This is a genomic window from Glutamicibacter sp. 2E12 (genome assembly GCF_050030965.1).
GTDB lineage: Bacteria > Actinomycetota > Actinomycetes > Actinomycetales > Micrococcaceae > Glutamicibacter.
This window is the reverse complement of sequence record NZ_CP188297.1, coordinates 1622935-1648978: the sequence shown is the minus strand read 5'-3', so window position 1 is coordinate 1648978 and position 26044 is coordinate 1622935. Positions and strand designations below refer to the sequence as shown.

Annotated in this window: 22 protein-coding genes; 5 read left to right on the top strand and 17 right to left on the bottom strand. The window is 62.3% G+C overall.

What is annotated here, in order from left to right:
• Nucleotides 1–5: 5 nt before the first annotated feature.
• The 8 genes from ACP3TE_RS07745 to ACP3TE_RS07710 all read right to left on the bottom strand — a co-directional run bounded on the left by ACP3TE_RS07745 (nt 6) and on the right by ACP3TE_RS07710 (nt 10307).
• Nucleotides 6–950: an aldose 1-epimerase family protein gene (locus ACP3TE_RS07745; RefSeq protein ID WP_426735921.1), complete on the bottom strand. Its 945-nt coding sequence runs from the start codon at nt 948–950 to the stop codon at nt 6–8.
• 94 nt (nt 951–1044) lie between these two features.
• A complete protein-coding gene (mmsB, locus tag ACP3TE_RS07740) occupies nt 1045–2226 on the bottom strand; it encodes a multiple monosaccharide ABC transporter permease (protein WP_105656523.1) in 1182 nt (393 codons plus the stop codon).
• The gene (gene mmsA / locus ACP3TE_RS07735; protein WP_105656524.1) at nt 2223–3761 is read right to left on the bottom strand and encodes a multiple monosaccharide ABC transporter ATP-binding protein; all 1539 of its coding nucleotides are present in this window, start codon (nt 3759–3761) and stop codon (nt 2223–2225) included. Before mmsA ends, mmsB begins: the two co-directional genes overlap by 4 nt.
• Before the next feature lie 93 nt (nt 3762–3854).
• The gene (gene chvE / locus ACP3TE_RS07730) at nt 3855–5024 is read right to left on the bottom strand and encodes a multiple monosaccharide ABC transporter substrate-binding protein (RefSeq protein ID WP_332502731.1); all 1170 of its coding nucleotides are present in this window, start codon (nt 5022–5024) and stop codon (nt 3855–3857) included.
• 175 nt (nt 5025–5199) lie between these two features.
• On the bottom strand, nt 5200–6711 hold the full coding sequence (gene araA / locus ACP3TE_RS07725; RefSeq protein ID WP_426735918.1) for an L-arabinose isomerase: 1512 nt from the start codon (nt 6709–6711) through the stop codon (nt 5200–5202).
• 7 nt (nt 6712–6718) lie between these two features.
• Nucleotides 6719–7435: an L-ribulose-5-phosphate 4-epimerase gene (locus ACP3TE_RS07720; RefSeq protein ID WP_105662251.1), complete on the bottom strand. Its 717-nt coding sequence runs from the start codon at nt 7433–7435 to the stop codon at nt 6719–6721.
• 35 nt (nt 7436–7470) lie between these two features.
• Nucleotides 7471–9084 (bottom strand): xylulokinase, encoded by a 1614-nt coding sequence (locus ACP3TE_RS07715; RefSeq protein WP_332498178.1) that lies wholly within the window; start codon nt 9082–9084, stop codon nt 7471–7473.
• Nucleotides 9085–9245: 161 nt separating this feature from the next.
• A complete protein-coding gene (locus ACP3TE_RS07710; protein WP_426735916.1) occupies nt 9246–10307 on the bottom strand; it encodes a substrate-binding domain-containing protein in 1062 nt (353 codons plus the stop codon).
• Between the two features lie 307 nt (nt 10308–10614).
• On the opposite strand from ACP3TE_RS07710, the gene ACP3TE_RS07705 reads away from it, so the two are divergent.
• Nucleotides 10615–11499 carry a sugar phosphate isomerase/epimerase family protein gene (locus ACP3TE_RS07705; protein ID WP_332498181.1) on the top strand — a complete coding sequence of 295 codons (885 nt, stop codon included), beginning with the start codon at nt 10615–10617 and terminating at the stop codon, nt 11497–11499.
• 28 nt (nt 11500–11527) lie between these two features.
• Complete coding sequence (locus ACP3TE_RS07700; protein WP_332730955.1) at nt 11528–12529, top strand: Gfo/Idh/MocA family protein; 1002 nt, start codon at nt 11528–11530, stop codon at nt 12527–12529.
• Between the two features lie 69 nt (nt 12530–12598).
• Here the strand turns inward: ACP3TE_RS07700 and ACP3TE_RS07695 are convergent, their stop codons facing one another.
• The 5 genes from ACP3TE_RS07695 to ACP3TE_RS07675 form a co-directional block, all read right to left on the bottom strand.
• On the bottom strand, nt 12599–13492 hold the full coding sequence (locus ACP3TE_RS07695; protein WP_105662247.1) for an ATP-binding cassette domain-containing protein: 894 nt from the start codon (nt 13490–13492) through the stop codon (nt 12599–12601).
• Nucleotides 13493–13511: 19 nt separating this feature from the next.
• Nucleotides 13512–14576, bottom strand: coding sequence for an ABC transporter permease (locus tag ACP3TE_RS07690; RefSeq protein ID WP_105656533.1), 1065 nt, complete (start codon nt 14574–14576; stop codon nt 13512–13514).
• Nucleotides 14577–14651: 75 nt separating this feature from the next.
• Entirely contained in the window at nt 14652–15647 is a 996-nt protein-coding gene (locus ACP3TE_RS07685) for a substrate-binding domain-containing protein (protein WP_105662246.1), read from the bottom strand.
• Between the two features lie 209 nt (nt 15648–15856).
• Nucleotides 15857–16870 (bottom strand): LacI family DNA-binding transcriptional regulator, encoded by a 1014-nt coding sequence (locus ACP3TE_RS07680; protein WP_332486358.1) that lies wholly within the window; start codon nt 16868–16870, stop codon nt 15857–15859.
• Nucleotides 16871–16875: 5 nt separating this feature from the next.
• Nucleotides 16876–18084, bottom strand: a complete 1209-nt coding sequence (locus ACP3TE_RS07675; RefSeq protein WP_332486356.1) for a Gfo/Idh/MocA family protein — start codon at nt 18082–18084, stop codon at nt 16876–16878.
• Nucleotides 18085–18444: 360 nt separating this feature from the next.
• Here ACP3TE_RS07675 and ACP3TE_RS07670 point away from each other — a divergent pair, with 360 nt between their 5' ends.
• Nucleotides 18445–19185, top strand: a complete 741-nt coding sequence (locus ACP3TE_RS07670; protein WP_332486354.1) for a GntR family transcriptional regulator — start codon at nt 18445–18447, stop codon at nt 19183–19185.
• 33 nt (nt 19186–19218) lie between these two features.
• A complete protein-coding gene (iolB, locus tag ACP3TE_RS07665) occupies nt 19219–20121 on the top strand; it encodes a 5-deoxy-glucuronate isomerase (RefSeq protein ID WP_332503797.1) in 903 nt (300 codons plus the stop codon).
• A gap of 92 nt (nt 20122–20213) precedes the next feature.
• On the opposite strand, the gene ACP3TE_RS07660 is transcribed toward iolB, so the two are convergent.
• Both ACP3TE_RS07660 and ACP3TE_RS07655 read right to left on the bottom strand, forming a co-directional pair.
• Nucleotides 20214–21008, bottom strand: a complete 795-nt coding sequence (locus ACP3TE_RS07660; RefSeq protein WP_332486350.1) for a TIM barrel protein — start codon at nt 21006–21008, stop codon at nt 20214–20216.
• Nucleotides 21005–22096: a Gfo/Idh/MocA family oxidoreductase gene (locus tag ACP3TE_RS07655; protein WP_105656540.1), complete on the bottom strand. Its 1092-nt coding sequence runs from the start codon at nt 22094–22096 to the stop codon at nt 21005–21007. The genes ACP3TE_RS07660 and ACP3TE_RS07655 overlap by 4 nt, the downstream gene beginning before the upstream one ends.
• Before the next feature lie 96 nt (nt 22097–22192).
• On the opposite strand from ACP3TE_RS07655, the gene ACP3TE_RS07650 reads away from it, so the two are divergent.
• On the top strand, nt 22193–23182 hold the full coding sequence (locus ACP3TE_RS07650) for a LacI family DNA-binding transcriptional regulator (RefSeq protein WP_332486346.1): 990 nt from the start codon (nt 22193–22195) through the stop codon (nt 23180–23182).
• A 65-nt stretch (nt 23183–23247) separates the two neighbouring features.
• On the opposite strand, the gene ACP3TE_RS07645 is transcribed toward ACP3TE_RS07650, so the two are convergent.
• Together ACP3TE_RS07645 and ACP3TE_RS07640 are read right to left on the bottom strand one after the other, a co-directional pair.
• Nucleotides 23248–24738, bottom strand: a complete 1491-nt coding sequence (locus tag ACP3TE_RS07645; RefSeq protein ID WP_426735909.1) for a sugar porter family MFS transporter — start codon at nt 24736–24738, stop codon at nt 23248–23250.
• A gap of 414 nt (nt 24739–25152) precedes the next feature.
• A complete protein-coding gene (locus tag ACP3TE_RS07640; RefSeq protein ID WP_105656543.1) occupies nt 25153–26037 on the bottom strand; it encodes a sugar phosphate isomerase/epimerase family protein in 885 nt (294 codons plus the stop codon).
• Nucleotides 26038–26044 lie beyond the last annotated feature (7 nt).

Here is a 26044-nt window from a genome sequence, read left to right as displayed (position 1 = left end):
GGGTGCTAGCGCGGCTGGACCGGGCCGATCAGCCAGCTGGCTTCGTGGCTGGCGCCCGGTGCCAGGGCGATGACGTCCTGGCCGGAGTTGTAGCCGCCCGGCGGGCAGGTCATCGGCTCGATGGCCAGGCCGGTGCGGTCCAGGGCCGGATCATCGCGGTCGGCGGTGTGTATCTGGACCCACGGGCAGGCTTCGTCCCAGGTGATGTGCGATCCGACGCCCCCGGCGTCGGTGATCTCCGCGCGGAAAGAACCGTCCGCGCGGGCAGCCAGGCCAGTGTAGGCATGGTCGATGAAGAGATCCCCGATGGGCTTCGGGGTGCGGAAATCCAGCTCGGTGCCGGCGGCCTGAACCGTGTCGCGCGGCAGCAGGCGCGGGCCTTCGGTCAGCTGCACCTTGCCAGCTGGCAGGGTGAAGGTCCATTCATCCGCCTTCTTGCCCGGGGCGACCAGGTAGGCGTGCGAACCCCAGCCGAAGGGCGCGGTGCCCGTCCCGAGGTTGGCGGCGGCAGCGACGGTGCGCAGCCCGCCGGCCTCCAGCCGGTAGCCGATCACCAGCTGCACCTCGTACGGATAGCCGGCGCTCGGGGCGATGACGGTGCGCAGCTGGGCGAAGTCGGCACGGTGCTCGATGATCTCGAAGCCGGTATCGATCACCAGGCCGTGCAGGGCATGGCCGCGCTCCGGCTCGGTGATCGGCAGCTGCAGCTCTTGGCCTTCCCAGCTGTAGGCCCCGTCGATCACCCGGTTGGGCCACGGGGCCAGGATGGCGCCGGCGAAAACCGGGCGCGGCCCGTGCGGGTCGAAAGCGCGCACCAGCGGGCGGGAGCCGTACTGGAGGGAAACCAGGGTGGCGCCCACCGTGGCCACTTGCGCGGTGAAGCCATGGGCTTGCAGCGTCAGCACCGTTCCATTGGCGGTGTCCTTCAGGGGCAGTGCGAGGCGGTCCATGTCTTCATCCTTCTTGCTGGGCCATCGAAAACGTCGGGCACGCATGGGCCCTCCCGCAATCGCGTGCGGGAGGGCCCATGGCACCAGCGGCAGGCTAGTTGCCAGCGCCCGCGCGGCGCTTGTTGTAGATGTCGAAGGCGACTGCCAGAAGCAGCACAACGCCCTTGACGATCTGCTGGGTGGAGGCGCCCACGCCCATCAGCTGCATGCCGTTGGAGAGCACCGCCATCACCAGGCCGCCGACGATCGCGCCGGTCACCCGGCCCACGCCGCCGGTGGTCGAAGCGCCGCCGATGAAGCAGGCCGCGATGGCGTCCAGCTCGAACATGTTGCCGGCACCAGGCTGGGCGCCGTTGGAACGCGAGGAGAAGACCACGCCGGCCACGCCCGAAAGCAGGCCCATGTTGATGAAGATCCACATGTTGATCTTCTTCACGTTCACGCCCGAAAGCTTCGCGGCGGACAGGTTGCCGCCGATGGCGTAGACGTGGCGGCCGAAAACGGTCTTGGTGGTCAGCACGTGGTAGCCCAGGATCAGGGCAGCCAGGATGATCAGCACGATCGGCATGCCGCGGCTGGTGGCGATCTGCCAGAAGAACCAGAGGATGATGATGCCCGAGATGATGTTCTTGGCCAGGAACATGGCCATGGATTCAACGCTCTGGCCGTACTTGGCGCGTCCAGCGCGGTTGCGCCACTGCGAAACGAACAGTCCGGCCACGGCGATCACGCCGATGATCACGGTGAACAGGTCGAATCCGTTGCCGCCCAGCAGCCCGTTGAGGAAGCCGCCGGCGATCTGGCCGTATTCGCCGGGGAACGGCGAGAGCGACACGTTGCTCAGCACTTCGTAGGTCAGGCCGCGGAAGAGCAGCATGCCGGCCAGGGTCACGATGAACGCGGGAATGCCCACGTACGCCACCCAGAAGCCCTGCCACAGGCCGCACAGGGCGCCCACGGCGATGCCGGCGAGCATGCCGACCCACCAGGGCAGATCCCCCTTGATGACAATGACCGCGGAGACCGCACCGGTCAGCGCCACGAGGGAGCCGACCGACAGGTCGATGTGCCCGGCGACGATCACCAGGATCATGCCCAGGGCGAGGATCAGCACGTAGGAGTACTGCAAGATGATGTTGGTGATGTTGATCGGGCTGAGCAGCAGCCCGTTGGTCAGGATGGTGAACAGCACCACGATGAGCACGAAGGCAATGTAAATGCCCGAGGTGCGCAGGTTCTTGGTGAAGATATCCTTCAGCTCGCTTGTGATGGTCATCGGGTGCTTTCCTTCTCGATGGTCATGAGTTCCATGAGGCGTTCCTGGGTGGCTTCGCTGCTGGGCAGCTGGCCGGTCATTCGGCCGTAGGCCAGGGTGTAGATGCGGTCGCAGATGCCCAAGAGCTCTGGCAGTTCGGAGGAGATCACCAGCACGGCCTTGCCGGCAGCCGCCAGCTCGTTGATGATGGTGTAGATCTCGTATTTGGCGCCGACGTCGATGCCGCGGGTGGGCTCGTCGAGGATCAGCAGCTCGGGTGCGGTGTGCAGCCATTTGCCCAGCACGACCTTCTGCTGGTTGCCGCCCGAGAGGTTCCCGACCTTCGCCATCACGTTCGGGGTCTTGATGCGCATGGACTTGCGGTAGTGCTCGGCAATCTGGATCTCCTTGTTGCCGTCCACGAAGCCCTTGGAGGAGATCTTGTCCAGGCCGGCCGCGGTGGTGTTCACGCGGATGTCCTCGATCAGGTTCAGCCCGAACTTCTTGCGGTCCTCGGAAACGTAGGCGATGCCGGCCTTGATGGCCTTGCCCACGGTGGAGGTGTCCACCGGCTTGCCGTCCATCTTGACCGTGCCGGTGATGTTCCGGCCATAGCTGTGGCCGAAGATGCTCATCGCCAATTCGGTGCGCCCGGCGCCCATCAGTCCTGCAATGCCGACGATTTCGCCGGCGCGGACCTCCAGGTTGGCGCCTTCCACCACGGTGCGGTCCTGCTGGACCGGGTGCTGGACCGACCAGTCCTGGACCTCGAAGACCACGTCGCCGATCTGCGGTACGCGTTCCGGGTAGCGGGAGGACAGTTCGCGGCCCACCATGCCGCGGATGATGCGGTTCTGGTTGGACTCGGGATCGGCCATGTCCAGCGCCTCGATGGACTGGCCATCGCGGATGATCGTGGTGGTGTTGGCAATGTCCTCGATCTCGCCGAGCTTGTGCGAAATGATGATCGAGGTGATGCCCTGTTCGCGCAGTCCGCGCAGCAGGTTCAGCAGGTGCTCGGAGTCGTCGTCATTCAGCGCGGCGGTCGGTTCGTCAAGGATCAGCAGCTTGACGTTCTTGCTCAGCGCCTTGGCGATTTCCACCAGCTGCTGCTTGCCCACGCCCAGCTGGCCTACCGGGGTGACCGGCAGTTCGTCCAGGCCCACGCGGGCCAGCAGGTCCGCGGCGCGGTGGTTGGTCTCGTTCCAGTCGATGAAGCCGCCGCGCGCGGTTTCGTTGCCGAGGAAGATGTTCTCGGCCACCGACAGGTACGGCACCAGCGCCAGCTCCTGGTGGATGATCACGATGCCCTGGGCTTCGGAGTCCTTGATGTTCGAGGCCTTGAGCTCTTCGCCTTCGAAAATGATCTGGCCCTCGTAGCTGCCGTGCGGGTAGACCCCGGAGAGCACCTTCATGAGGGTGGATTTTCCGGCGCCGTTCTCTCCGCAGATAGCGTGGATTTCGCCCTTGCTAACCGAAAGGTTGACGCCGTCCAGCGCCTTGACTCCGGGAAAAGTCTTGGTGATGTCCTGCATGTGCAGGATCGTGGTGTCCATAGTGCAGACGTCCTTGGTGTGTGCTGTGAGCGGTGCATCCGGTGGGCCGGAGGGCGGCTTGCCCTCCCGCCCACCGGATTGCGGCCTGGGAGACTACTTGGTCTGGCCGGCCTTGACTTCCTCGGCCGTGTAGTACTCGGAGTCGACCAGCAGGGAGGTGATGTTGTCCTTGACGACGATGTCCGAATCCAGCAGGTAGGAAGGAACAACCTTCTTGCCGTTGTCGTAGGTTTCGGTGTCATTGGCTTCCGGCTCGCCGCCGCCTGCGTAGGACTTCACTGCCTCGACAGCCTGGGTAGCCAGCTTGCGGGTGTCCTTGAAGATGGTTGCGTACTGCACGCCATCGTCGATCAGCTTCACCGAAGCGATTTCTGCATCCTGGCCCGAGATGATCGGCAGGCCGGCCTCGATGGTCTTGCCGTAGCCGGCGTTGGACAGTGCGGTGATGATGCCGCGGGAGATGCCGTCGAATGGCGAGAGGATGCCGTCGATCTTGGTCTTGCCGCCCTGGTAGTGGGCGGTGATCAGGTCTTCCATGCGCGACTGGGCTTCTTCCTGGCTCCAGCGCAGGGTAGCTGCCTGCTCGATCTTGGTCTGCCCGGACTTGACCGTCAGGGTGCCGTCATCCAGGTAGGGCTTGAGGGTATCCATGGCGCCCTTCCAGAAGAAGTGCGCGTTGTTGTCGTCGATCGAACCGGCGAAGAGCTCGACGTTGAACTTGCCCTCCTTGCTGGTGCGCTTGCCTTCCTCATCGGCCAGGCCCATGCCGGTCAGCAGCGAGGTTGCCTGCTGGACGCCGACGTTGTAGTTGTCGAAGGTGACGTAGAAGTCGACGTTCTCGGTGCCGTTGATCAAGCGGTCGTAGGAGATGATCGGGATGTCCTGGTCCGCTGCGGCCTGCAGCTGGGTGGACAGCGCGGTGCCGTCGATGGAGGCGACTACCAGGATGTCGCTGCCCTTGGTGATCATCTGGTCGATCTGCTGCTGCTGGGTGGGGATGTCGTCATTCGCGAACTGCAGGTCGACTTCGAAGCCAGCGGCTTCCAGCTGGGACTTGACGGCTTCGCCGTCGGCAATCCAGCGCTCGGAAGTCTCGGTTGGCATTGCCACGCCCACCTGGATGTCCTCAGGTGCAGTCGACTCGCCTTCGCCGGCTCCTGCTCCGCCGCCAGCGCCACCGCCGCTGCACGCTGCCAATGCGCCGACCAGTGCCAGCGATCCCATGGTCGCCGCGGCCTTGCGGGTCCAATTATTCCATGCCATCTTTTCCTCCTTGAAAGGTTGCCATATCTGCGAGTGAGACTGGACTCACACTATGTTAGCGCTAACACAGTGATTTCAGCCACCCTCTATGTAAATAAATTAAGATTCCTTACTCATTGGTAATGCACGCCCCGCAACGGGGCGCGCATTACCTGGGCAAGGGTTGTTCGAACCGCTAGAAACCCTGCGCCAAGCGGTAGTAGCTCTGGTTCACGCGAATCTGCTGCGCGAAGTTCCGGCGGGTGGTTTCCTCATCGATAACCAGCAGCTCGGTGCCTGCGATTTCGGCGAAGATCTCGAAAGCCTCGATCCCCGCGGCCGTGGACATCACCGTGTGGTGCGCACCGCCGGCAGCCAGCCAGGACTCGGCGGAAATATTGAAGTCCGGCCGCGGGCTCCACACCGCGCGCGCCACCGGCAGGTTCGGCAGGTCCGCCGGCGGGGTGACCACATCCACCACATTGGCAGTCAGGCGGAAGCGCTCGCGCATATCGGCCATGGACACGACCACCGCACCTTCGGCAACGTCCGCGTTGAAGACCATGCGCACCGGATCCTCGCGGCCGCCGATGCCCAGCGGGTGGATTTCAACCCGCGGCTTGGAGGTGGTCAGCGACGGGCAGACCTCGAGCATGTGGGCGCCGAGGATCAGCTCCTTGCCGGGAGTCAGGTCGTAGGTGTAGTCCTCCATCAGCGAGGCGCCGCCCGGCAGGCCCTCGCCCATGACCTTGGCGGCACGCACCAGTACCGCGGTCTTCCAGTCGCCTTCGGCGCCGAAGCCGTAGCCCTTGCCCATCAGGCGCTGCACAGCCAGGCCCGGCAGCTGCTTGAGCCCGCCCAGGTCCTCGAAGTTGGTCGTGAACGCCATGGCGCCGGCCTTGGCCAGGAACGCTTCCAGCGCGATTTCCTGGGATGCGGCATAGCGCAGCGACTCGTGGCGGGCACCGCCGGCGCGCAGTTCGGGCACGACGTCGTATTCGCGCTCGTACTCGGCGACCAGCGCATCGATGTCGGCCTCGGCCACGGCCTGGACCGCTTCGACCAGGTCGTTGACGGCCCAGGTGTTCACCGAGACGCCGAAGCGGATCTCCGCCTCGGTCTTGTCCCCCTCGGTCACCGCGACGTTGCGCATGTTGTCGCCGAAGCGGACCAGGTTCAGGTTTTGCACGGCGTTGAAGCCGGCAGCGCCGCGGATCCAGGTGCCCACGCGGCGGGATACGGCAGGGTTGGAGACATGGCCGACCACGGTGGTGCGGGCCGCGCCCAGGCGGGTGGCCAGGTAGGCGTACTCGCGGTCGCCGTGGGCGGCCTGGTTCAGGTTCATGAAGTCGAAGTCGATCGAATCCCAGGGCAGTTCGACATTGGCCTGGGTGTGAAGGTGCAGCAGCGGCTTCTGCAGGGCCTTCAGGCCGTTGATCCACATCTTGGCCGGGCTGAAGGTGTGCATCCAGGTGATGACGCCCAGCACTTTGTCATCCGAGTTTGCTTCCAGCATTGCGCGGCGGATCGATTCGGAGTCCTTCAGGACCGGCTTCCACACGATCCTTGCCGGAACGTCGGCGGACGCATCCAGCGCCTGCGCGACCTCGGTGGACTGCTGCGCCACCTGGCGCAGCGTCTCTTCGCCGTACAGGTCCTGGCTGCCGGTGAAGAACCAGATTTCTTGGGTGTTATATGCCTTGGCCATGATGTCCTTACTGTCCGTAGACGTTCTGGTAGCGCTCGTAGAGCGAGTCGATATGCTTCTGGTCGATCGCGACCGGGTTGCCCAGCTGGCGCGAGATGTGCACGGTTCGAGCCACTTCCTCGCACATCACTGCGGCTTTGACTGCGGCCTTGGCGTCCTTTCCGATCGTGAAAGGACCGTGGTTGCGCATCAGCACGGCCGGGCTGCGGGACTCGCTCAGCGTGGACACGATGCCGCGGCCAATCGAATCATCGCCAATGATGGCGAAGGGGCCTACCGGGATCGGGCCGCCGAATTCGTCGGCCATCATGGTCAGCACGCAGGGAATTTCCTCGCCGCGCGCCGCCCATGCGGTGGCGTAGGTGGAGTGGGTATGCACCACGCCGCCCACCTGCGGCATGTGCTCGTAGGTGTAGGCATGGGCCGCGGTGTCCGAGGACGGGGCGCGGGTGCCATCGAGCAGCTTGCCGTCCAAGGTGCAGACCACCATGGACTGCGCGGTCAGCTCGTCGTAGGCGACGCCCGATGGCTTGATCACGAACAGGTCCGCGGAGCCGTCGGCGATTTCCGGGTGGCGCACGCGCTGCGACACGTTGCCGGCAGTCCAGACCACCAGCTCATAGCGCGGCAATTCGGCGTGCAGGTCGGCAACAATCTGGCGGACCGTGGCCACCTCGTCCTGCATTGACTGCGGGTAATCCGCCAGGATTCGTGGTTGATTCATCGGTTTCTCTTTTCGTCCGAAACTGTGTGCGATGCCTAGATGGCGGTAATGGCGGTGCGCTGAATGGCCAGGCCGGCTTCATAGGTTTCCAGGTAGGCCTCGAAGCCGGCACGGTCATCGGCCTGCGGCTCCGCGAGGCTCAAAGCGGCACCGGCGAAGACTTCGGAATCCAGGAATTCAGGCAGGGACTGCTGCAGGCCATCGAGGACTCGGCGCCGGTACGCTGCCAGGACGGCGATGCCCCATGCACCTCCGTGTCCGGCGCTGTCCCCGACAAGGACGGGAGTGTTGATCGCAGCGGCCAGCAGCCGTTGGGCCACCCCGGCGGTGCGGAAGATGCCGCCATGGGCAAACATCTGCTTGACCTCGACGCCTTCGGCGGCCAGCACGCGCAGTCCGAGGCTCAGCGTGGCGAACATGGCGTACACCTGAACACGCACGAAGTTGGGCAGGTTCAGCGTGGAGTCCGGGGTGCGCAGGATGGCCGGACGGCCTTCGGCAAGACCCGCTACCGGTTCGCCGGAAAGATTGTTGTAGGCCAGGAGCCCCGCACCATCGGCAGCACCCTGAAGGGCCGAACGCAGCAGGGTTTCGAAGACCGCGTTGTCGTCGGCGTCGCTGCCCAGCGCCCGGGCGAACTGCCCGAAGACCTGGGCCCAGGCGGCAAATTCGCTGGCGCCGTTATTGCAGTGGACCATGGCTACCGGATGCCCATCGGGCGTGGTGACCACGTCGATTTCGTGGTGCACTTCCTTGAGCGGCGCGTCGAGGACCACCATCGCGAAAATGGAGGTTCCGGCGGAGATGTTGCCGGTGCGCTGGGCTACCGAATTGGTGGCCACCATGCCGGTTCCGGCGTCTCCTTCCGGTGGGCACAGCGGGCTGCCAGACTGGAGCTGGCCGGTGGGGTCCAGGAGCAAGGCCCCGGCTTCGCTAAGCGTGCCAGCATCTGCACCGGCGGGCAGTGCCGCGGGCAGCATTGAGGAAAGCCCTGCGGTCGCGCCATGCCGGGCAGCAACCGCGTCAAAGGCGGAAAGCATCCGTGCATCGTAGCTGCCGGTGGCTGAATCGATGGGGAACATTCCCGCGGCATCGCCCACGCCAAGCACAAAATTTCCGGTGAGAAGCTCATGCACGAATCCGGCCAGCGTGTTCAGGCGGGAAACTTTCGACACGTGCTCTTCGCCGTTGAGCAGCGCTTGGAAGTAGTGCGCTACGGACCAGCGCTGCGGGATATTGAAGTCCAGTTCCTCGCTGAGCATCGCCGCCGCTTTTGCCGTGGAGGTGTTGCGCCAGGTGCGGAAGGGAACCAGCAGTTCCCGGTCGGCGTCGAAGGCGAGGTAGCCATGCATCATCGCGGAGATTCCAACGGCTCCTAGCTGCGTTGGGCGTACTCCGTGGCGCTCTTGGGCATCTGCCAGCACCTGGGCCATAGAGTCCTGCAGGCCGGCGACGATGGCTTCGCGGGAGTAGGTCCAATTCCTGTTTTCGTACTGGTTCTCCCAGGCGTGGCTGCCGCTGGCAAGCTGCTGGTGGCCGGGGCCGATCAGGCTGGCTTTGATATTCGTTGAACCGAACTCGATGCCCAGCACGGCTTCGCCGTTGCTGATGATCTCGCGGGCGGTTGGCCCGTTGAGCTGTGTTGCCATGAAATCTCCGTTCGCACAGCTCGGTGAGCAGCGCCATAGCCATCGTTTCCTGCTCCACTCGCGAAAAATGCGCTGGCAGAACAAAACCTCGATCCAATGTTAGCGCTAACAATTTGTGATCCGCAATACCGGATCCCGGACTCGGGGAATGAAGCGCTTGGCTAGCGGGCGGTGGGCGGTGCGGTACTCGCCCGGATTACCAGCGTTGGCGCAATCACTTTCGGGACCCTGTCAGCCGTGGCGCCTTCCAGCAATTCCATCAGCGCAGCATGGCCGACATCGCGGAAAGGCTGGCGAACCGTGGTCAGCGAAGGGATCAGGAAATTGGAGATTTGCAGGTCGTCGAAACCGATAACCGAAACGTCATTGGGCACTTCCAGCCCGGCTTCCCAGAAAGCACGCAGAACACCGGTGGCAAGGTAATCATTCGCTGCGAATACTGCCGTAACTTCGCCGGCGCGTATCGGGTCAACCAGACGCTGGCCTGCCTCATAGCCGCTCTGGGCCTGCCAGGATTCAGCTGGCACCTCAACAATCGGGGCCTTGGCTTCCAGCATTTTTTCCCGCCAGCCGACCTGCCGTTCGGTGGCGTCGAACCAGCCGGTCGGCCCGGACACGTGGACGATCTTGCGGTGCCCCAGGGCCAGAAGATGGCCAGTGGCCAAGCGCGCGCCTTCACGCTGGTCGATGTACACGTAATGCGCCGGATCCGCGTCGGGAACCTCCGTGCGAGCGGCCACGACCACCACTGGAATCGTCAGGGCAGCATCATCCAGGGCATCGATCACCTTTTCGAAGGGCGCAACCATCACCACGCCATCAACGCCCTGGTCCACCAGGTGGCTGAGGGCTTCGCTCGCGCTGTGCGCGTCATAGCGATCCAGTGCGGTAACGGTCACGAAATATCCCTGCGCACGGGCAGCGGCCTCGATGGCCAGCACGGTGGATTGCGGTCCGAAGAATTCGCTGCCGATGGTCAGAATGCCGATAGTGCTCGAGTGCGATGTGGCCAGTGCCCGCGCGGCTCGGTTGCGGCGATAACCCAGCTGCCGGATGGCATCCAGCACCTGGTCGCGGGTTCCCGCCCTGACGTTTGGATGGTCGTTGAGCACGCGGGAAACCGTCTGATGGGACACCCCGGCCAAGGCCGCCACATCCGCCATCGACGGGGGCCGGTTTCCTGGGCGCCCTTCACCGGGCTGAGCAATGTTCACAACGGTCATTATTGCAAACACCTTCGAAACAGCCACTGTCGCGGGCGAATATCCAGTCAATCAGCGAGCCGGATTACTGCATTCCCTTGAAGGTATATAACGCACTTTCGCCTTGAACCATTGAAAAACCGGTGATGAACAGACGTATCCTGCACTCGCAGACCAGGCTGGCGGCGGCTCGGAAAAAACTCATGGAGAATTTGCCCGAGCGTATTACTTTCCGGGGAGCAGTGGGCATATGATCTTGGAAGCACCTTTGTACTGACAACTGTACATTTCGTTTCCACGCATGCATTCCACACGCCAAGGAGGACCAATGGCAAAACTGTCCATGAATGTCACAACAAGTTTCTACGGGAATGTTGCCACCGACATTGCAACGGCACGGTCGGCCGGATTCGGCGGCATCGAGCTGCAAAGCCCGAAACTCTATCGCTATCTTGATGCCGGCTTTTCTGTGCACACGCTTCCAGAAATGCTCACGGGCCTTGAAGTGACAGGAATCGGCGCAGTCCTTGACCTTGAACGCCAAGGCACCGCACGTGATGACATGCTCCGGGAAGTCAGGCGGATGGCCGAAATCGCCACAGTGGTCGGCGCACCGATCCTGCAAATGTGCACCGGGCCAGTGGACTGGAATGTGGTCAAGGATTTCAAGTCCGGAAAACTCGCAGCATCTGATGCTCGCTACCGCGGGACACTCGGTCTTTCGGAACCGGAGGCCATGGCCATTGCCGCCGATAATGTATCTGCTGCCGCCGGGATCGCCGCAGAGCACGGGCTGGAGATCTACTTGGAACCGCTGGCTTGGTCGAATATCAATCGGTGTCGACAAGCCCTGGAAATTATTGAGCGTTGCGGCCGCGAGAACGTCGGCATCGCCTTGGACACCTGGCATTTCTGGACTGTCGGGGACACCTTGGAAGAAGTGGCCGCGTTGCCCAAGGAACTGATCAAGGCGGCCCATATTTCCGACGGGTTGGATCTGGATCGGCGCCATGAGGTTCCGGCCCAGGACGTGCACCGCAATGTCGTCATCGGCGGTGGCGCCATCCCATTGCAGCAGTGGGTGGACGCGATCAAGTCCACCGGCTATGACGGCTGGTGGGTTTCCGAGATGTTCTCTGACCGCGCCAATGAGCACGACTTCCACAAGGTTGCCAGCACCATGCGCAATCTTCTGGACATCATGGTCTCCTGACTTCAACCAACTTCACGAGGTGCCTTCAATGCAAAGATTCGCCCTGATCGGCGCCGGCTTCATCGGCTCGGTGCATGCACACAACTTGGCCGCACACCCGGAGATCGACTTTAAACTGGTCTACGACATTGACCCTCAGCGAGCTGCTGCTCTGGCCTCGCGACATGGCGCCAAGGCAGCAGCAACGCTCGACCAGATTTTCGGCAATGACGGCCTGGACGCAGTGTTCATCGCGTCATCAACGGATTCCCACGCCCAGAACCTCCGCCTTGCAGCCGATGCGCGCCTGGCGGCTCTCGTCGAAAAGCCAATCGACCTCGACTTGGAAACGGCAAAGGCGACGGTAGCCTACGTCGAGCGTTCAGGAATCAAGGCCATGGTCAATTTCAACCGGCGCTTCGATCGCGCTCACGCAGAGGTCAAGGAGCTCGTGCACTCCGGGCGAATCGGCGATCTGGCTTTGCTCCAGTTGACTTCGCGTGGCCCAGCATTGCCACCACTGGATTACCTGAAAAATTCTGGCGGCCAGTTCCGCGATCAGGCCGTGCACTTCTATGATTTGGCACGCTGGATATCAGGCCAGGATCCCCTGCAGGTGCACGCCTTCGGCTCGGCCCTGTCCGCCCCGGAGATTGCGGAATTTGGCGATGTGGACACTTCGATCAGTTCGCTGCAGTTCCCTAGTGGAGCGATGGCCCAAATAGATTGTGTGCGCCATACGAATTACGGCTATGACGAACGCATCGAAGCGCTGGGGTCTGAAGCCATGGCCGCATCTGAACGGCAACCCTCGGGGCACGTCAGCCTGTTCCAGGGGCAGCACGCGCAATCCCACGGGCTGCACGGCAACTGGTTCGACAGGGTCCAGCCAACCTATGCCGCCAGCTTGGGAGCCTTCGTTCAGGCACTGGACGAAGACCGGGAAGTACCTGTCACGTTGCGTGAGGGGCTCAAATCCCAGGCCGTCGCCCAGGCCGCGGTGCGTTCCATCGCTACTGGCCATAGTGAAATGATTGACTACTCGCTCTAAGCACTGGGACAGCTAAGGCCTGGGCTTCTTCACCATCGCGAAGAAGCCCAGGCCTTAGCTGCGGTTGGGTCAGGCTGTTGCTTGAGAGTTCGCGCCCGCCTCTGCCTCTGCCAGCTCTTCATCATGTCCACCAAGCTGTTCAAGCTCATGAGCCAGTTCAGCGAGTTCAGCGCCACCGGCCATCTGGGCGGTCAGCTCTTCGACGGTGATTTCCGACTTCGAGTAGTACCCGATGGAGCGGCCGCGTTTCAGCAACAGGAACGAGTCCCCTACCGGATACGCGTGATGCGGGTTGTGCGTAATGAAGATGACACCCAACCCGCGGTCGCGCGCCTGGAGGATGTAGCGCAGCACCACGCCGGACTGCTTGACGCCCAAGGCGGCGGTAGGCTCATCGAGGATCAGGACCTTGGCTCCGAAATATACCGCGCGAGCGATGGCTACGCACTGGCGTTCACCGCCGGACAGCTGGCCGATCGGCTGCTCGACGTCACGCAGATCAATGCCCATGTCGGAGAGCTCCTGCTTGGTGATGTCCTTCATTTTCTGCACATCAAGCTTCTTGAACAGCCCAACCCCGGTGGTCAGTTCCGAGCCGAGGAAGAAGTTGCGCCAGATCGGCATCAAAGGAACGACCGCCAGGTCCTGGTACACCGCGGCGATGCCGGCATCCAGTGCGACGCGGGGACTCTTGAGCTTGATGGCCGAGCCATGCAAACTGAACTCTCCTTCATCGTGCTGGTGCAAGCCGGCGATGATCTTGATCAGCGTGGACTTGCCGGCGCCGTTATCCCCGAGAACGCAGGTGACCTTGCCCGGATCCACCACCATGTCGACACCGCGCAGGGCGATGATGCTTCCGTAGTGCTTGCCAACTCCCTTGAGGGTCAGCAGGTTGTCGCTGATCTTGGGCTCGAGCTTCTCGAGCAGGTCTTCGGTCTTCTTATTCTTGCGAGTCTTCATGATTTTTGTCCTTGGCTTCCTACTTGCTGGATTCCGCACGCTTTTTCACCACGATGTTGACCACCGTAGCCAAGAGCAGCATCAGGCCAAGGAAGAACTTGAACCAGTCCGGATTCCATTCCGCGTACACGATGCCCTTGTTCGCCATGCCGAAAATGAACGCCCCGATAGCGCCGCCAATGGCTGAACCGTAACCGCCGGTGAGCAGGCAGCCGCCGATGACCGCGGCAATGATGTAGAGGAATTCATTGCCGATGCCTTCGCCGGACTGCACCGAGTCAAAGGCGAAGAGGTTGTGCATGCCCAGCACCCAGCCGCAGAATCCAACGGCCATGAAGAGTCCGATCTTGGTGCGGACCACTGGAACGCCGACGGCGCGAGCGGCCTTCTCATCCCCGCCTACGGCGAAGATCCAGTTCCCGATCTTGGTTCGGAGCAAGATCCAGGAAGCGATGATCACCATGGCGATCCAGATGAACACGGTGATCTTGACGTCGATCCCGGCGATATTGACTGAAGAGGCAAAGACCGCCTTTGCGCTCTGGAATCCTTCGATATCCGCAATAGATGGAGAGGACACCGAGCCGCCAATGGCTCGCGTCAGGCCCAGATTCAGGCCGGTGAGCATCAAGAAACTGGCCAGCGTCACGATGAAGGATGGCAGCTTGGTCTTGATCAGGATGATTCCGTTGATGAAACCGATCAGCAGCGAGACGACCAGGGCCAAGGCAATGCCGACCCAGACGTTGAGACCGAAGTACCAGGAGATCATCGATGCACTGAGCGCCGAAGAAATGACGGCCACACCGGTGGATAGATCAAACTCGCCACCGATCATCAGCAGTGACACGCCAACGGCCATGATGCCGATGGTCGAAGCCCCATAGAGGACGGTGGCCAAGGATGCGGGGGCCAGGAAGACCGGAGCGACGACGGCGAAGAATACGAAGAGGGCGATGGCGCCCACGAGAGCACCGATCTCCGGACGGCCCAGAAGGATCGACAATGCGCTTTTCTTGCCGACGCGCTCGTCCAGAGCCGGAGATTTTCTCTTTTGAGAGGGTGAAGCTGTTATAGATGACATGGGATTTCCTCCGTGTCCAGGCTGCGCGCCGGATCGCCGCTACCGGCAGATCAGGCGCGCGCCGAGGGGATGTGGCTAGCGGACGCCTTCTTGGGCGAAACTGGTAATTTGCTCAGCGACGGCTTTGTCTACAACAGCCGGGCCGGTCAACGTCGCCTGTCCACCGCCGATGGTGAAGCCGCCACGGTTGTTCTGCCACAGCGCATCAACTGCCATGTAGCCCTGCAACCAAGGCTGCTGGTCAACGGTGAACATCACATTGCCCTTGGTGATTTCTTCAACCAACTGCGAGTTCATGTCGAAGGAAGCTACCTCGACCTCGGACTTCGCCGTGGCTTTAGCCTTGAGCAGTGTCATCGTGATGGGTGCGCCCAGGCCGATGATCGCGTCGGCTTGCTTATCGGCTTGGAGCTTTGCGGTTGCCGTTGATTCAACCTGGGTCATGTCAGTGCCCTGCACGTAGAGTATTTCGGTGTCTGGGACGATTTTCTTCACGCCGGCGCAACGTGCTTCAAGCCCAACGTGCCCCTGTTCCTGGATGACGCATATCGGCTTCTTGATTCCCGCCTCCTTCAGCTTTTCGCCAGCGGCCTGGCCTGCAAGCTGCTCATTGGAACCGAAGTGGGCAAATGCTCCGAGATCCTTGAATCGGGCTTCACCGGCATTCAAGCTGACAATGGGGATCCCGGCATCGGCAGCCTTGCCTAGCGCTCCAGCCATGGCGTCGGGCTTGGCCAGGGTCACGGCGATGCCGTCGACGCCCTGGTCAATAGCCTGCTCGATCAGCTGGGACTGGCGTCCGCCATCAGGATCACTCAGATACTGGAGTTCTACGTTGTCCTTGGCCGAAGCTTCTTCAGCGCCCTTTCTAAGAATGTCCCAGAAGGTATCTCCTGGAGCCGCGTGGGTGATGACCGCGATTTTGATGCGGTCAGTAGCCGCCACCGCACCGCCACCGGCATTGCTTTCCGGTTCCGGTGCACGCCCGCCAGTGGACGAGCAAGCCGCCAGCCCCAATGCTGGAATGATGGCGAGCGTGATTGCGAGTTTGCGCCAAATTGGCTTTCCCATATTCGTTTCCCCTTCAGGAATCCCCGGCGCACCCCGATTGTCCCCTGGGGCGGGCCGCCTTAACAAGATGTTCCGTGACTTGAATCACAAGATGCCTAAAGTGTGCGTGACGAAAAGCGATCCGTCAAGACTTTGTTAAGACATAAGGATGTGAAGACGAGTAATTTGCCGACCTCGACAAGCACGGCGAAACGCCGCTTTCACAGGGTTCAACGGTGCAGCTGCGACGAGGAGCGCACGATAAGCCGCGGTGGAATCATCAACTGACGTGCAAATTTTCCTTCCGGATTCCGCATCAATTGGAGCAGCAGCCGCACGCTGCTGCGACCGAGATCTTCCGAATCCGAGCCGATGCTGGTCAGCGAAATTCTTCCCAGCGACGATAGGGAAATATTGTCGTAGCCAGTCACCGCCGCAGACACGCCAGCCTCATCCAGAGCCTGCAGCGCCCCAATGGCGGAAAGATCATTGAAACAAGCCAGCGATTCAGGCCGTGCTCCCGAGGCCAGCAACCGCGCTACGGCTTCATGCCCGGCCTGAATCGTTGGCCCGGCTTCCACCACCTGTACATGCTGGCGCAAGCCATGGCGCAGCATCGCCCGATGATAGGCAGCTTCGCGCGTCGCAGAAACCGGACCAGCGCCACCGGCTATATGGGTAATCCGCGCATTTCCGCAATCGACCAAGTGGTCAACCACCATGCCGAAGCCCTGCTCATCATTAACCGAAACCGCGCCAGTGCCTGATTGGGCCTGGCTCCCGCCGCCAACAAATACAGCGGGAGTCTCACCCAAGGCGGCTTCGAAGCTGACTGCGTCATCGGCTGATCCGACGACGAGGATTCCGCTGACCCGCAAATCGCGCAAGGTCTGCAGTTCCGCGGGCCCAACGCCCTGCCCGTCGTGGATCGCGGCCGCACTGAACAGCACGTCAAGCCCTGCTGCTTGCAACTGTTCGCGCACCACTTCCGCGACGCTCAGAACCCAGGGATTATGCAGTTCCCCCAGGACGACGCCAATGGCATGCCGGTTCTCGGCCGAAAGCGAGCGCGCTGCCAGGTTGGGCTGATAGCCCAACTCGCGGATGGAGTCCTCGACCAGCGAACGCCGCATCGAACTGACCTTGCTAGGATCCGAGAGCACCAGGGAGACCAAGGATTTTGAGACCCCGGCATGCTTGGCGACGTCCCGGATCGTGGGGCGGCGGCGCGACGAGTCAGGCATGGCGGTCAGTATTGCACACTCGCAGCGCGCACCGGCTCATCCAGCGCCTGCCACGTGCCGCTTGCGGCAGATGCTTCGGCCGCTTCGACCACTGCGGCTGCCGCCACCGCATCGGCGATGGTGGAGTTCGTTTTCTCGCCACCGGCGACAGCCAGCAGGAACTTCTTGGCCTCGATGGTCTTGAGGTCGTCAAAGCCCATCGCGTTCCCTGGGCCTGGCTGGAACCGGGAGTATTCGCCATGCTTTGGCGAGCCGATCACCGTCGTGAATCCCTGTTCTTCGTTGTCTCGACCGAGCACGACTTCCAGTTCATTCATGCGTTCAAAATCCCACTTGACCGAACCTTCCGTGCCGTAGATTTCCAGCCGGTAACCGCACTGCGGTCCCACAGCCACCCGGGATGCCTCGATAGTTCCGATCGCGCGGTCCGCCACGCCTTCTGGGCTGAAACGCACCAACGCTGCGGCGTAATCCTCATTCTCGACTTCACCTTGGTCACCGCCTTCGATCAGGTCGAAGTGCGTGCCCTGGCCCATGGATAGTTTCGGCCGGGACGGAATCATGACATTGGTGGATGCGGAAATACCCTGGATGGGGCCGACAACATGGCTGCATAGATCAGCTGCATGGCTGAACAGGTCAGCAAGCACCCCGCTGCCGGCCAGCTCCCGGTTGAAGCGCCACGATAAAGCGGCCCGGGGGTCTGCCGCATATCCGGCAAGGAAGCTGGCGCGGACATTCGTGATGGATCCCAGCCGGCCTTCTTGCACCAGCTGGCGGGCGCGTGCGATAGCTGGCGCATGCCGGTAGTTGAACCCGACCGAGGTGACCACGCCATTGCGGATGGCGGCTTGCTCGATAGCCTGCGTTTCGGCAAGGCTTCGACCGGCGGGCTTTTCGATCCAGAAGTGCTTGCCGGCCTCTGCTGCGGCGATCGCCATGTCGGCGTGCAGGAAGTTCGGAGCGCAAATCGAGACGACATCCACCTCGGGATCGGCTAGTACCTGGTGGTAGTCCAGTGTTCCGCGCTCGAAGCCCAGTGTTGAGATCGCGAAGTCGACTCGCGACTGTTCGGTGTCCGCGGCTATGACCAGTCTTGGCTTGATGCCCAGCTCTGGATAAGCATAGGGCACCGAACTGTAGGCGCGAGCGTGCAGCTTGCCCATCCATCCCACCGAGATCAGCCCCACGCCGATGCTGCGCTGTTCATTCATGATGTTCTCCTGTCTGCGGCGTTTAACGCCGTGATTCTCTGTGGCCGCCGCGGCTCGCCTCAAGTCTTGGACCGTTCCAAAAAACCATATGTGCCACTGGAATCCTCGGGCAATGGAATCTGCCGAATTTCTTATCAGGACAATTGGACAATCAAACCTGTTGTCCAATTCCCCTTGTCGGACCTCATCTCTGACTCGAACCCCGCGGTTGGCAACACCGCTGGGGATCACCAACTAGCGTGGAGAATGCTTTGGAATGAATGGATTTCCAGCCAAAGGATGCCCAAATCATGAACTTTCATATATAGTTTGTCCTGTCAAAGCGACATATCATGACAAAGTCGCCGGCAAGGAGCAACTGTGAGCACACCACTGAGCATCAAGATCGACCGATCTTCGCCCATTCCCCTCTACCACCAGGTAGCGCAAGGCATCGAAGGCGCGATCCGCGACGGTTCGCTGGCCTCGGGCACTCGACTGGAAAATGAAATCGAGCTGGCCCAGCGGCTGCGGCTTTCACGGCCCACCATTCGCAAGGCCATGGATGACCTAGTCCAGTCCGGCCTGCTGGTGCGCAAGCGTGGTGTGGGAACGCAGGTTGTTTCCAGCCAGATCCGCCGGCATCTTGAGCTGTCCAGCCTGAATGACGACCTTGAGCGCGCCGGGAAGAAGCCTTCTACCACCCTGCTCAGCTTCGAGCACATTCCCGCTCCGCCGGAGATCCAGGATCTTCTTTCGTTGCCCAAGGACGTCTCTGTCTACCACTTCACCCGGCTGCGTTCTGCCGGAGGCAGCCCGCTGGCCCTCATGGAGAACTGGGTTCGCGACGACATTGTCGAGCTGGACGAAAAGTCCTTGCAGGCCCATGGCCTCTACGAGCTCCTGCGCGAAGCAGGGGTGAACTTCCGCCTGGCCCAGCAGCGCATCGGGGCCACGACCGCAGATGAAGCCCAGGCCAAGACCTTGGACGCAGCGGCCGGTTCGGCCCTGGTGACCATGCAGCGCACCGCGGTGGATGACACTGGGCGCAACGTGGAAACCGGCTCCCATGTTTATCGAGCAGACGCCTACAGTTTTGAAATGACCTTGGTGCAACGCTAGGCACCTGTCCCCCGCCGTCGAAAGGATCGACTGATGACCGATTGGATTTACCCTGCAGGTTCGGCCGCTAACGGAGAATGGAGCATCTCGCTCGGTGCCCATGACTCAGCCGTTTCCATAGACGGCTGGGCACACACCGGACTCAAGGTAGCTGAGCTGGCCCCTGGCCAAACACTTGAACTGGAGGCCTGCGGCGAAGAACGGATCGTGGTCCCGCTCAGCGGCGAATCATTCACTGTCGCCATGGCAGGAACCGAACATGTTCTCAAGGGTCGCGAATCAGTCTTTGCTGGACCTGCTGATGTCCTCTACACCGGCATCAACACGGCGTTGTCCATCAGCTCCGCCAAAGGGGGCCGGGTCGCCGTCGCACTGGCCCCGGCCAAGCAGTCCTACCCGACCCGGCTGATCAGGGCAGAAGAGACCCCTGTGGAGCTGCGCGGCGCAGGAAACTGCTCCCGCCAGGTCCACAACTTCGGCACCCCGGCCGCCCTGGAAGCGGACCGATTCATCGTCTGCGAAGTCATCACTCCGGCGGGCAACTGGTCTTCCTACCCTCCGCATAAGCATGATCAGGAGAAGGAAGGCGAAACCAGCCTCGAGGAAATCTACTACTTCGAGACGCAGCTAGCCCAGGGCATGCCCGCCGAGGCGGCAAGCGATCCCATCGGCTACGCGCGCGTTTATGCCTCGGATGAACGCCCCATCGATGTAAATGCCGAGGTCCGCACCGGGGACGTTGTCCTGGTCCCCTACGGCTGGCATGGTCCGGCCATGGCCGGGCCGGGATACGACCTCTACTACCTGAACGTCATGGCCGGCCCGGGGCGGGTGCGCGATTGGCTGATCAGCGATGATCCCCACCACGGCTGGATCCGCCAGACTTGGGATTCGCAGAACATGGATTCGCGCTTGCCTTTCGGCGCTGGCGCGTAGCTTCTCGGAACGCACGCCAAGTGGCGGCAGCAGGTTTTCCTGCTGCCGCCACTTGGCTTTAGACTCTCATTCCGATGCTCGGTGCATGATGGCTAGCGCGCCACGGGCTTGGACAGCGGTGAAAACGCCTGGGCAAAGGCCGCGATGGCTCCTTCGGAATCTGCGCTGGCGTAGGCCTCCATGCCGATCGGGCCAGAATAACCCAGCTCGGCCAGCACACGGGCGACGGCCAGATAGTTGATCTCCCCGGTGCCCGGCTCGCACCGTCCGGGTACGTCTGCGACCTGGATTTCCCCAATGTGCGGAAGCGCCGAGCGCACCAGTTCGATGAGGTTCCCCTCGCCAATTTGGGCGTGGTACAGGTCCAGCATCATCTTCACGTTCGGGTGCCCGACGGCCTTGACCAGGGACATCGTGTCCTTGGCGCGTCCCAGCGGGATTCCAGGGTGATCCAGGATCGTGTTCAGGTTCTCCAGCATGAAGGTGACCTGGTGCTCTTCGCCGATGCGGCCCAGTGCTTCCAGCGTTCGCGCTGCGGTGAGCCACATCTCTCCGGTAGCCCGGAATTGCGGGCTGGCCGCCTGCCCGTCAACGAGCTGGGCCGGATGCACAACTAGCCGGTGGATGCCCAGCCGCTGGGCTGCCGGGATCAATTCCTTGGCGGTGCGAACAACTTCGCCCGCGCTGTCCGGATCGCAGAGGCTGCCTGCGCTGTAGCCTGTCATGGAGCCGAAACGGGCGCCGGTGGCCGCCAATGCCGGCAGGTCCTTGCCCCGGATATCCCAGAGTTCTATTTCAAAGCCGGCCTCGTCCAGGCGCTTCACCCGGTCGATCAGCGGAAGGTCCAGGAAGACCATTTCGGCACAGACCGCCAGTTGCCCGTTCATGGGTTCACCGCAAGGCGGGTGGCGGATTCCAACTTGACCGGCAGCCCGGATTCTGCGGATTCCAAGGCCGCCAGTGCGATGCGCAGGGCTGCGCGGGCGTCGGCGCCGGTGGGGACCGCCAGGGCCGCATCAGCCGTATCCTCGCGCAAGCCCCGGATCTTGCGGGCGAAGACCGAGAGCTGCTCGCGGTAGGCCTGGGCGAATAGCTCGATGTTCAACCGTTCGGTTGGCGCATGCGCTCCCTGGCTGTCGAAGCTGGCCGCGGCCAGCTGCACCGGATTGCCTGCCTGCACCATGCCCTTTGAACCGAAGACTTCTCCGCGCACGTCATAGCCGTAGCTGGCCGAGAAGTTCGCCTCGGCCACGGCGATTGCCCCATTGGAGTAGCGCAGGCTCACCACGGCGGTATCCAGCAAACCGGAGCCCCGGTGCTCAGGGGCCACCAGCGCATCGGACATGACGTGGACTTCCACTGCTTCGGCTCCCGGGTTCAACCAGTTCAGGGTGTCAAAATCGTGGATCAGGGTTTCAGTGAAAATGACGTGGGAACGGATCTTTGCCGCGTTGGGCAGCCCGCCGGCCACTTCTGGATCCCGGGTCAGCGAGCGCAGCAGTTGCGGGGTGCCAATAACTCCGGAATGCACCTGTTCCGCCACAACGGCGAAGTCCCGGGAGAAGCGCCGGTTGAAACCGATCTGCAGCAGCACTCCGGAAGCCTCCACGGCGTCAAGCGCGGCGTCCAAGTCCGACAACGCGTGCGCTGCCGGCTTTTCGCAGAAGATGTGCTTTCCGGCTGCGGCGGCTTGGGCGATCAAGCCGGCATGGAAGCTCGAAGGCGCCCCGATAACCACGGCGTCCACGCTGTCGTCGGCAAGCACGTCGGCGATGTCTTCGGTGTAATTCGGGCAACCAAGCTCAGCGGCCAGTTCAGCGGCCCGGCCCGGCGCCGGGTCCGCTATGACATGCAATAGCGCATCCGGCAGATGCTGCGCCACGGTGCGGGCGTGGAATGCTCCGATCCACCCGGTACCGATAACGGCCAGGCGCAGCGGCTTTACTGAAGTTTCTGGCAGGGTCTGGTAAGCCATGAAGTCTCTCCTAGAACGTTCTAGATTTAGTGTTCAGGAAAATCATGGCACACTGGATAGCAACTGTCTATAACGTTCTAGAAGAAAGTTCCGCCCATGCCGACACCCCCTGCAAAACGCCCCACACTGGCCGACGTCGCCCGCGCCTCTGGGGTCTCGGTAGCGCTGGCCTCGATTGTCATGCGCGATGCCGAGGGTGCCAGCGAAGAATCCCGGTCCCGAGTCAAGCAGGCGGCCGCGGAGTTGGGCTACCGCCCGGATTCGCGCGCGCGGTCGCTGCGCAGCAGCCGCAGCCGGACCATCGGTCTGGCCCTGGCGCTGGGAGAACCGTTGCATGCGGAGTTGGCCGATGCCCTGTACGAGCAGGCAGACCAGAACGGCTTCGAGATCATCCTGGGCGCTACCGGCAAGCACCGCGATGAACGCCGAGTGCTCAATACGCTGATCGATGCGGGAGTCGAAGCGGTGATCGGCCTGTTCCCGGAACTTCCGCCGGCTCAACTGGTCCACGCCTCCAAGCAGCTTCCCATAATCAGCCTGCTGCGCACGATTGACGGCATCCCATCCGTCATTACCAACGAAGCTGCCGGCGTTGAACAAGCCGTCCGCCATGTGGCCCAGCTCGGCCACACACGGCTGCTGCATCTGGATGGCGGATCTGCCATCGCGGCGCAACAGCGGCGCGATGCCTTTGCCGAATCCGCCGCCCGCGCCAACGCGCACGGCCAAGTGCTCCCAGCTGGCCCCGATGACGCCACCGCTTTCACGGTCCTGCGCGAATACCTGGAAGCGACTACCCCAGCCGAACGCGCCACAGCGGTACTGGCCTTCAATGACCGTGCGGCGCTCGGCGCCCGCCAAGCAATCGACCTTGCCGGCCTGCATGTTCCCGAGCAGATCTGCCTGGTCGGCTATGACGACAGTGAATTCGCCAGGCTGGCGCACGCCGATCTGACCAGCGTTCGGCAAGATGTCGCGGCACTGGCCCAAGCCGCCATGCACGCGGCCCTGAACGCCCCGGGCGCTTCCAGCACCCATGCCCCGCAGCTGGTAGTGCGAGGCAGCACGGCAAGGCCCCGGGCATAGCGGCGAGCCCAGCCCCTTGCCATGCGGCGGGGGCTGGGCTTGCCAGCTCAGCGATGCGCCGGGATTCAGGCGTTGACCACAGGCTTGACGTGGTAGATCGCTCCGGTGGAAACATCCTCTTCCAGCGCTTCCAGCGAGCGTCCACGGGTTTCAGGCACCTGAGTGGCTACGAAGAACAGTGCCAGCACACCGATGCCAGCGAAGATGAAGAAGGATCCGGTAATCCCGATCCCGGAGACCAGCGACGGGAAGAACAGTGCCAGCACGCCGTTGGTCGTCCAGCCGAAGAATACCGAGATGCCAATGCCCAGTCCGCGCATATGCAGCGGGAAGATTTCAGCCAGCCATACCCAGACGGCCACGTTCAGGAATGTCTGCATGGACATCACGAAGGCAACCACCAGGATCAGGATCACCACTGGCCGGATCGGGCTGCCAACTGGCAGCAGCATGCCCGCGATAGCCACCAGCAAGTGGCAGGTGGTGGTCAGCGACAGGCCAATCAGGAACGTCTTGCGGCGGTCCATGCGGTCCATGTTGCGCAGGGCGATAATTCCGCCAATGACAGCAACCACGCCAAAGGCGATATTCGCCAGTACTGCCTGCTGCTCTGACATCCCGGATTCTTCCAGCACGCGCGTGCCGTAGTACATGATCGAGTTGATGCCCGTGAGCTGCTGAGTCATGGAAACGCCGATGCCGATGGCGATGATGCGCATCAGCCATTTGTTCTTCAGCACCGCTTTGATGCCCACCGGCTTGTTAGCCAGCTTTTCCTCGTCGGCGACAATCTCGATCTCGTGGACTTCGGCCAGTGCGCGTTCAGGCGAGCGCACGGTCTTGAGCACCCGCAACGCCTCGGCATAGCGGCGCTTTTCCACGAGCCAGCGAGGGGATTCAGGCATGCGCAGCATGCCGAAGAACAACGCCAATGCCGGCAAGGCGCAAATCGCGAACATGATACGCCAGATGCCATCCACGGTCCCGCCCAGAACGGTTCCAATGATCGCGTTCATGACGAAGGCGGCCAGCTGGCCCGAGACGATGGCCAACTCATTGCGGCCGGTGATCGAGCCGCGAATTTCATACGGTGCCAGTTCAGCCAGGTATACCGGTACGACCGTAGATGCGCCGCCGACGGCCAATCCGAGCATGATGCGTCCGGCAATCAGCATGCTGTAGCCAAAGGGCGAGAACGTTCCCAGTTCCGGTCCAGCAGGCGAAAAGACAACCAGCAGGCTTCCCGCGAAGAAGAGGACTGCCAGCATGATGATGGTTTTCCGCCGGCCCCACACGTCAGCGATCTGCCCACCGACCAGTGCGCCAATTGCGGCGGCGAAGACCAGCGAGCTGATCACCACGCCAATCTGCAGGAGATTCAGGCCCAGCTCGGCGGCCATCGGGCCTTCAGCACCGTTGGCAACACCTGTGTCATAGCCGAAAAGCAGGCCGCCGAAACAGGCAACGATGGAGATTAAACCGAGACGTTTTGCATGGGGGCCCGGACTAAGGGGCGGCAGACTCGACTCTGCAGAAGCACTCTGCGCACTGGACATGGGGACTCCTTTGGATTGCCCGGGTGGAAGCGTGGCTGGCCTGCGGCCATCCATCGGATCAACTGCGATCCGGCTTCCTCCACTCGGTGCGGCGGGGGCCATTGAGCATTATTCCGGCCCCGTCGATAATTGAAAGTGATGGGCTTCACAGCCCTTATGTAAGGACAATACGTCATCAGTGTTTTCCGGGCAAGCATTCTTGGACATTTTGTCCTGGCGGATACTGCTTTTTGGACTGCCGCAGCCTCCCGGTCCGCCACTTCCCGGGACCATGCCCACAGATCATCACGGCATTTTGCGGCTCTTGCTGGATCCGCCTTCTGCGCAGGATGGCCCCTGGCAGGACGACGAAAGCCGAACCCTTGCGGATTCGGCTTTCGTCATGTTGCAATTCGGCTCGGGAAGCCGGTTTGGCTAGGCGCGCACGGCACGGGCAGCGTCAACGCGGCTGCGCATCTGCTCCAACTGGTATTTGGCGACTGCTACGGCGTTCTCGTTCTCGGCAAAAACGCAGGAGACCATCACGCTGTCCTGGCGGTCGGCAAATCCGTTGGCCACGAGGCCGGAGAAGAATTCGTCCCAGTTCACGTCGCCATCGCCAAGCTTCAGATGCTGGTGCACGCGCACCGCATTGCCCGGCGGGTTGGTGATGTAGCGCAACCCGTGCGAGGCATGATGGTTCATGGTGTCCGCCACGTGCACCACGCGCAGCCGCTCTCCCACTGCCTGCATGATATCCAGCGGCTTGTCCTTCATGTGGAAGGAATGCGAAGCAACGTAGACGAAGGACAGATTCGGCGAGTTCACCCCGCGGATCACCCGCCAAGCGGCCAGGCCTTCTTCGACAAAATCATCCGGATGCGGGTCAATGGCCACATTGATGCCCTCGCGCTCAATGATTGGCACGAGCTCTTCCATGGAGCGGTAGAATGCCGCCTCGGACTCCTCGGCGCGTTCCGGCCGCCCGGAGAATTCAGTGTTCATCTGGTTCACGCCGAGATCCACGGCAATCTGGATGGCGCGCTTCCAGTAGCGCACCGCGGCCTGGCGCAAATTCTCATCGGGCGAGGCCCAGCGCAGTACCGGCAGCACCGAAGCGATCTCCACCCCGGAAGCCCGGCAACGGGCCGCGAGCTGCGCGACCAGGTCATCGTCGGCCTTGGGGTGGGTGAAGAACGGAATCATGTCCGCATGCGGTGTCAGCTGGATGCTGTCATAGCCCAGCTCCGCTGCCAGTTCCGGGAACTGGAGCAGCGAATGGGTGGAATGGAACGGGGTCGGGTCCAGTGCGTATTTCATGATGCCC

Coding starts and splice junctions, on each gene's coding strand:
- ACP3TE_RS07700 (WP_332730955.1), top strand. CDS start 11,528: ATGCAAAGATTCGCCCTGATCGGCGCCGGCTTCATCGGCTCGGTGCAT.
- ACP3TE_RS07720 (WP_105662251.1), bottom strand. CDS start 7,435: ATGAATCAACCACGAATCCTGGCGGATTACCCGCAGTCAATGCAGGAC.
- iolB (WP_332503797.1), top strand. CDS start 19,219: ATGACCGATTGGATTTACCCTGCAGGTTCGGCCGCTAACGGAGAATGG.
- mmsA (WP_105656524.1), bottom strand. CDS start 3,761: ATGGACACCACGATCCTGCACATGCAGGACATCACCAAGACTTTTCCC.
- ACP3TE_RS07690 (WP_105656533.1), bottom strand. CDS start 14,576: ATGTCATCTATAACAGCTTCACCCTCTCAAAAGAGAAAATCTCCGGCT.
- ACP3TE_RS07745 (WP_426735921.1), bottom strand. CDS start 950: ATGGACCGCCTCGCACTGCCCCTGAAGGACACCGCCAATGGAACGGTG.
- ACP3TE_RS07705 (WP_332498181.1), top strand. CDS start 10,615: ATGGCAAAACTGTCCATGAATGTCACAACAAGTTTCTACGGGAATGTT.
- ACP3TE_RS07715 (WP_332498178.1), bottom strand. CDS start 9,084: ATGGCAACACAGCTCAACGGGCCAACCGCCCGCGAGATCATCAGCAAC.
- ACP3TE_RS07650 (WP_332486346.1), top strand. CDS start 22,193: ATGCCGACACCCCCTGCAAAACGCCCCACACTGGCCGACGTCGCCCGC.
- ACP3TE_RS07695 (WP_105662247.1), bottom strand. CDS start 13,492: ATGAAGACTCGCAAGAATAAGAAGACCGAAGACCTGCTCGAGAAGCTC.
- chvE (WP_332502731.1), bottom strand. CDS start 5,024: ATGGCATGGAATAATTGGACCCGCAAGGCCGCGGCGACCATGGGATCG.
- araA (WP_426735918.1), bottom strand. CDS start 6,711: ATGGCCAAGGCATATAACACCCAAGAAATCTGGTTCTTCACCGGCAGC.
- ACP3TE_RS07660 (WP_332486350.1), bottom strand. CDS start 21,008: ATGAACGGGCAACTGGCGGTCTGTGCCGAAATGGTCTTCCTGGACCTT.
- ACP3TE_RS07645 (WP_426735909.1), bottom strand. CDS start 24,738: ATGTCCAGTGCGCAGAGTGCTTCTGCAGAGTCGAGTCTGCCGCCCCTT.
- ACP3TE_RS07680 (WP_332486358.1), bottom strand. CDS start 16,870: ATGCCTGACTCGTCGCGCCGCCGCCCCACGATCCGGGACGTCGCCAAG.
- ACP3TE_RS07685 (WP_105662246.1), bottom strand. CDS start 15,647: ATGGGAAAGCCAATTTGGCGCAAACTCGCAATCACGCTCGCCATCATT.
- ACP3TE_RS07640 (WP_105656543.1), bottom strand. CDS start 26,037: ATGAAATACGCACTGGACCCGACCCCGTTCCATTCCACCCATTCGCTG.
- ACP3TE_RS07710 (WP_426735916.1), bottom strand. CDS start 10,307: ATGACCGTTGTGAACATTGCTCAGCCCGGTGAAGGGCGCCCAGGAAAC.
- ACP3TE_RS07675 (WP_332486356.1), bottom strand. CDS start 18,084: ATGAATGAACAGCGCAGCATCGGCGTGGGGCTGATCTCGGTGGGATGG.
- ACP3TE_RS07655 (WP_105656540.1), bottom strand. CDS start 22,096: ATGGCTTACCAGACCCTGCCAGAAACTTCAGTAAAGCCGCTGCGCCTG.
- mmsB (WP_105656523.1), bottom strand. CDS start 2,226: ATGACCATCACAAGCGAGCTGAAGGATATCTTCACCAAGAACCTGCGC.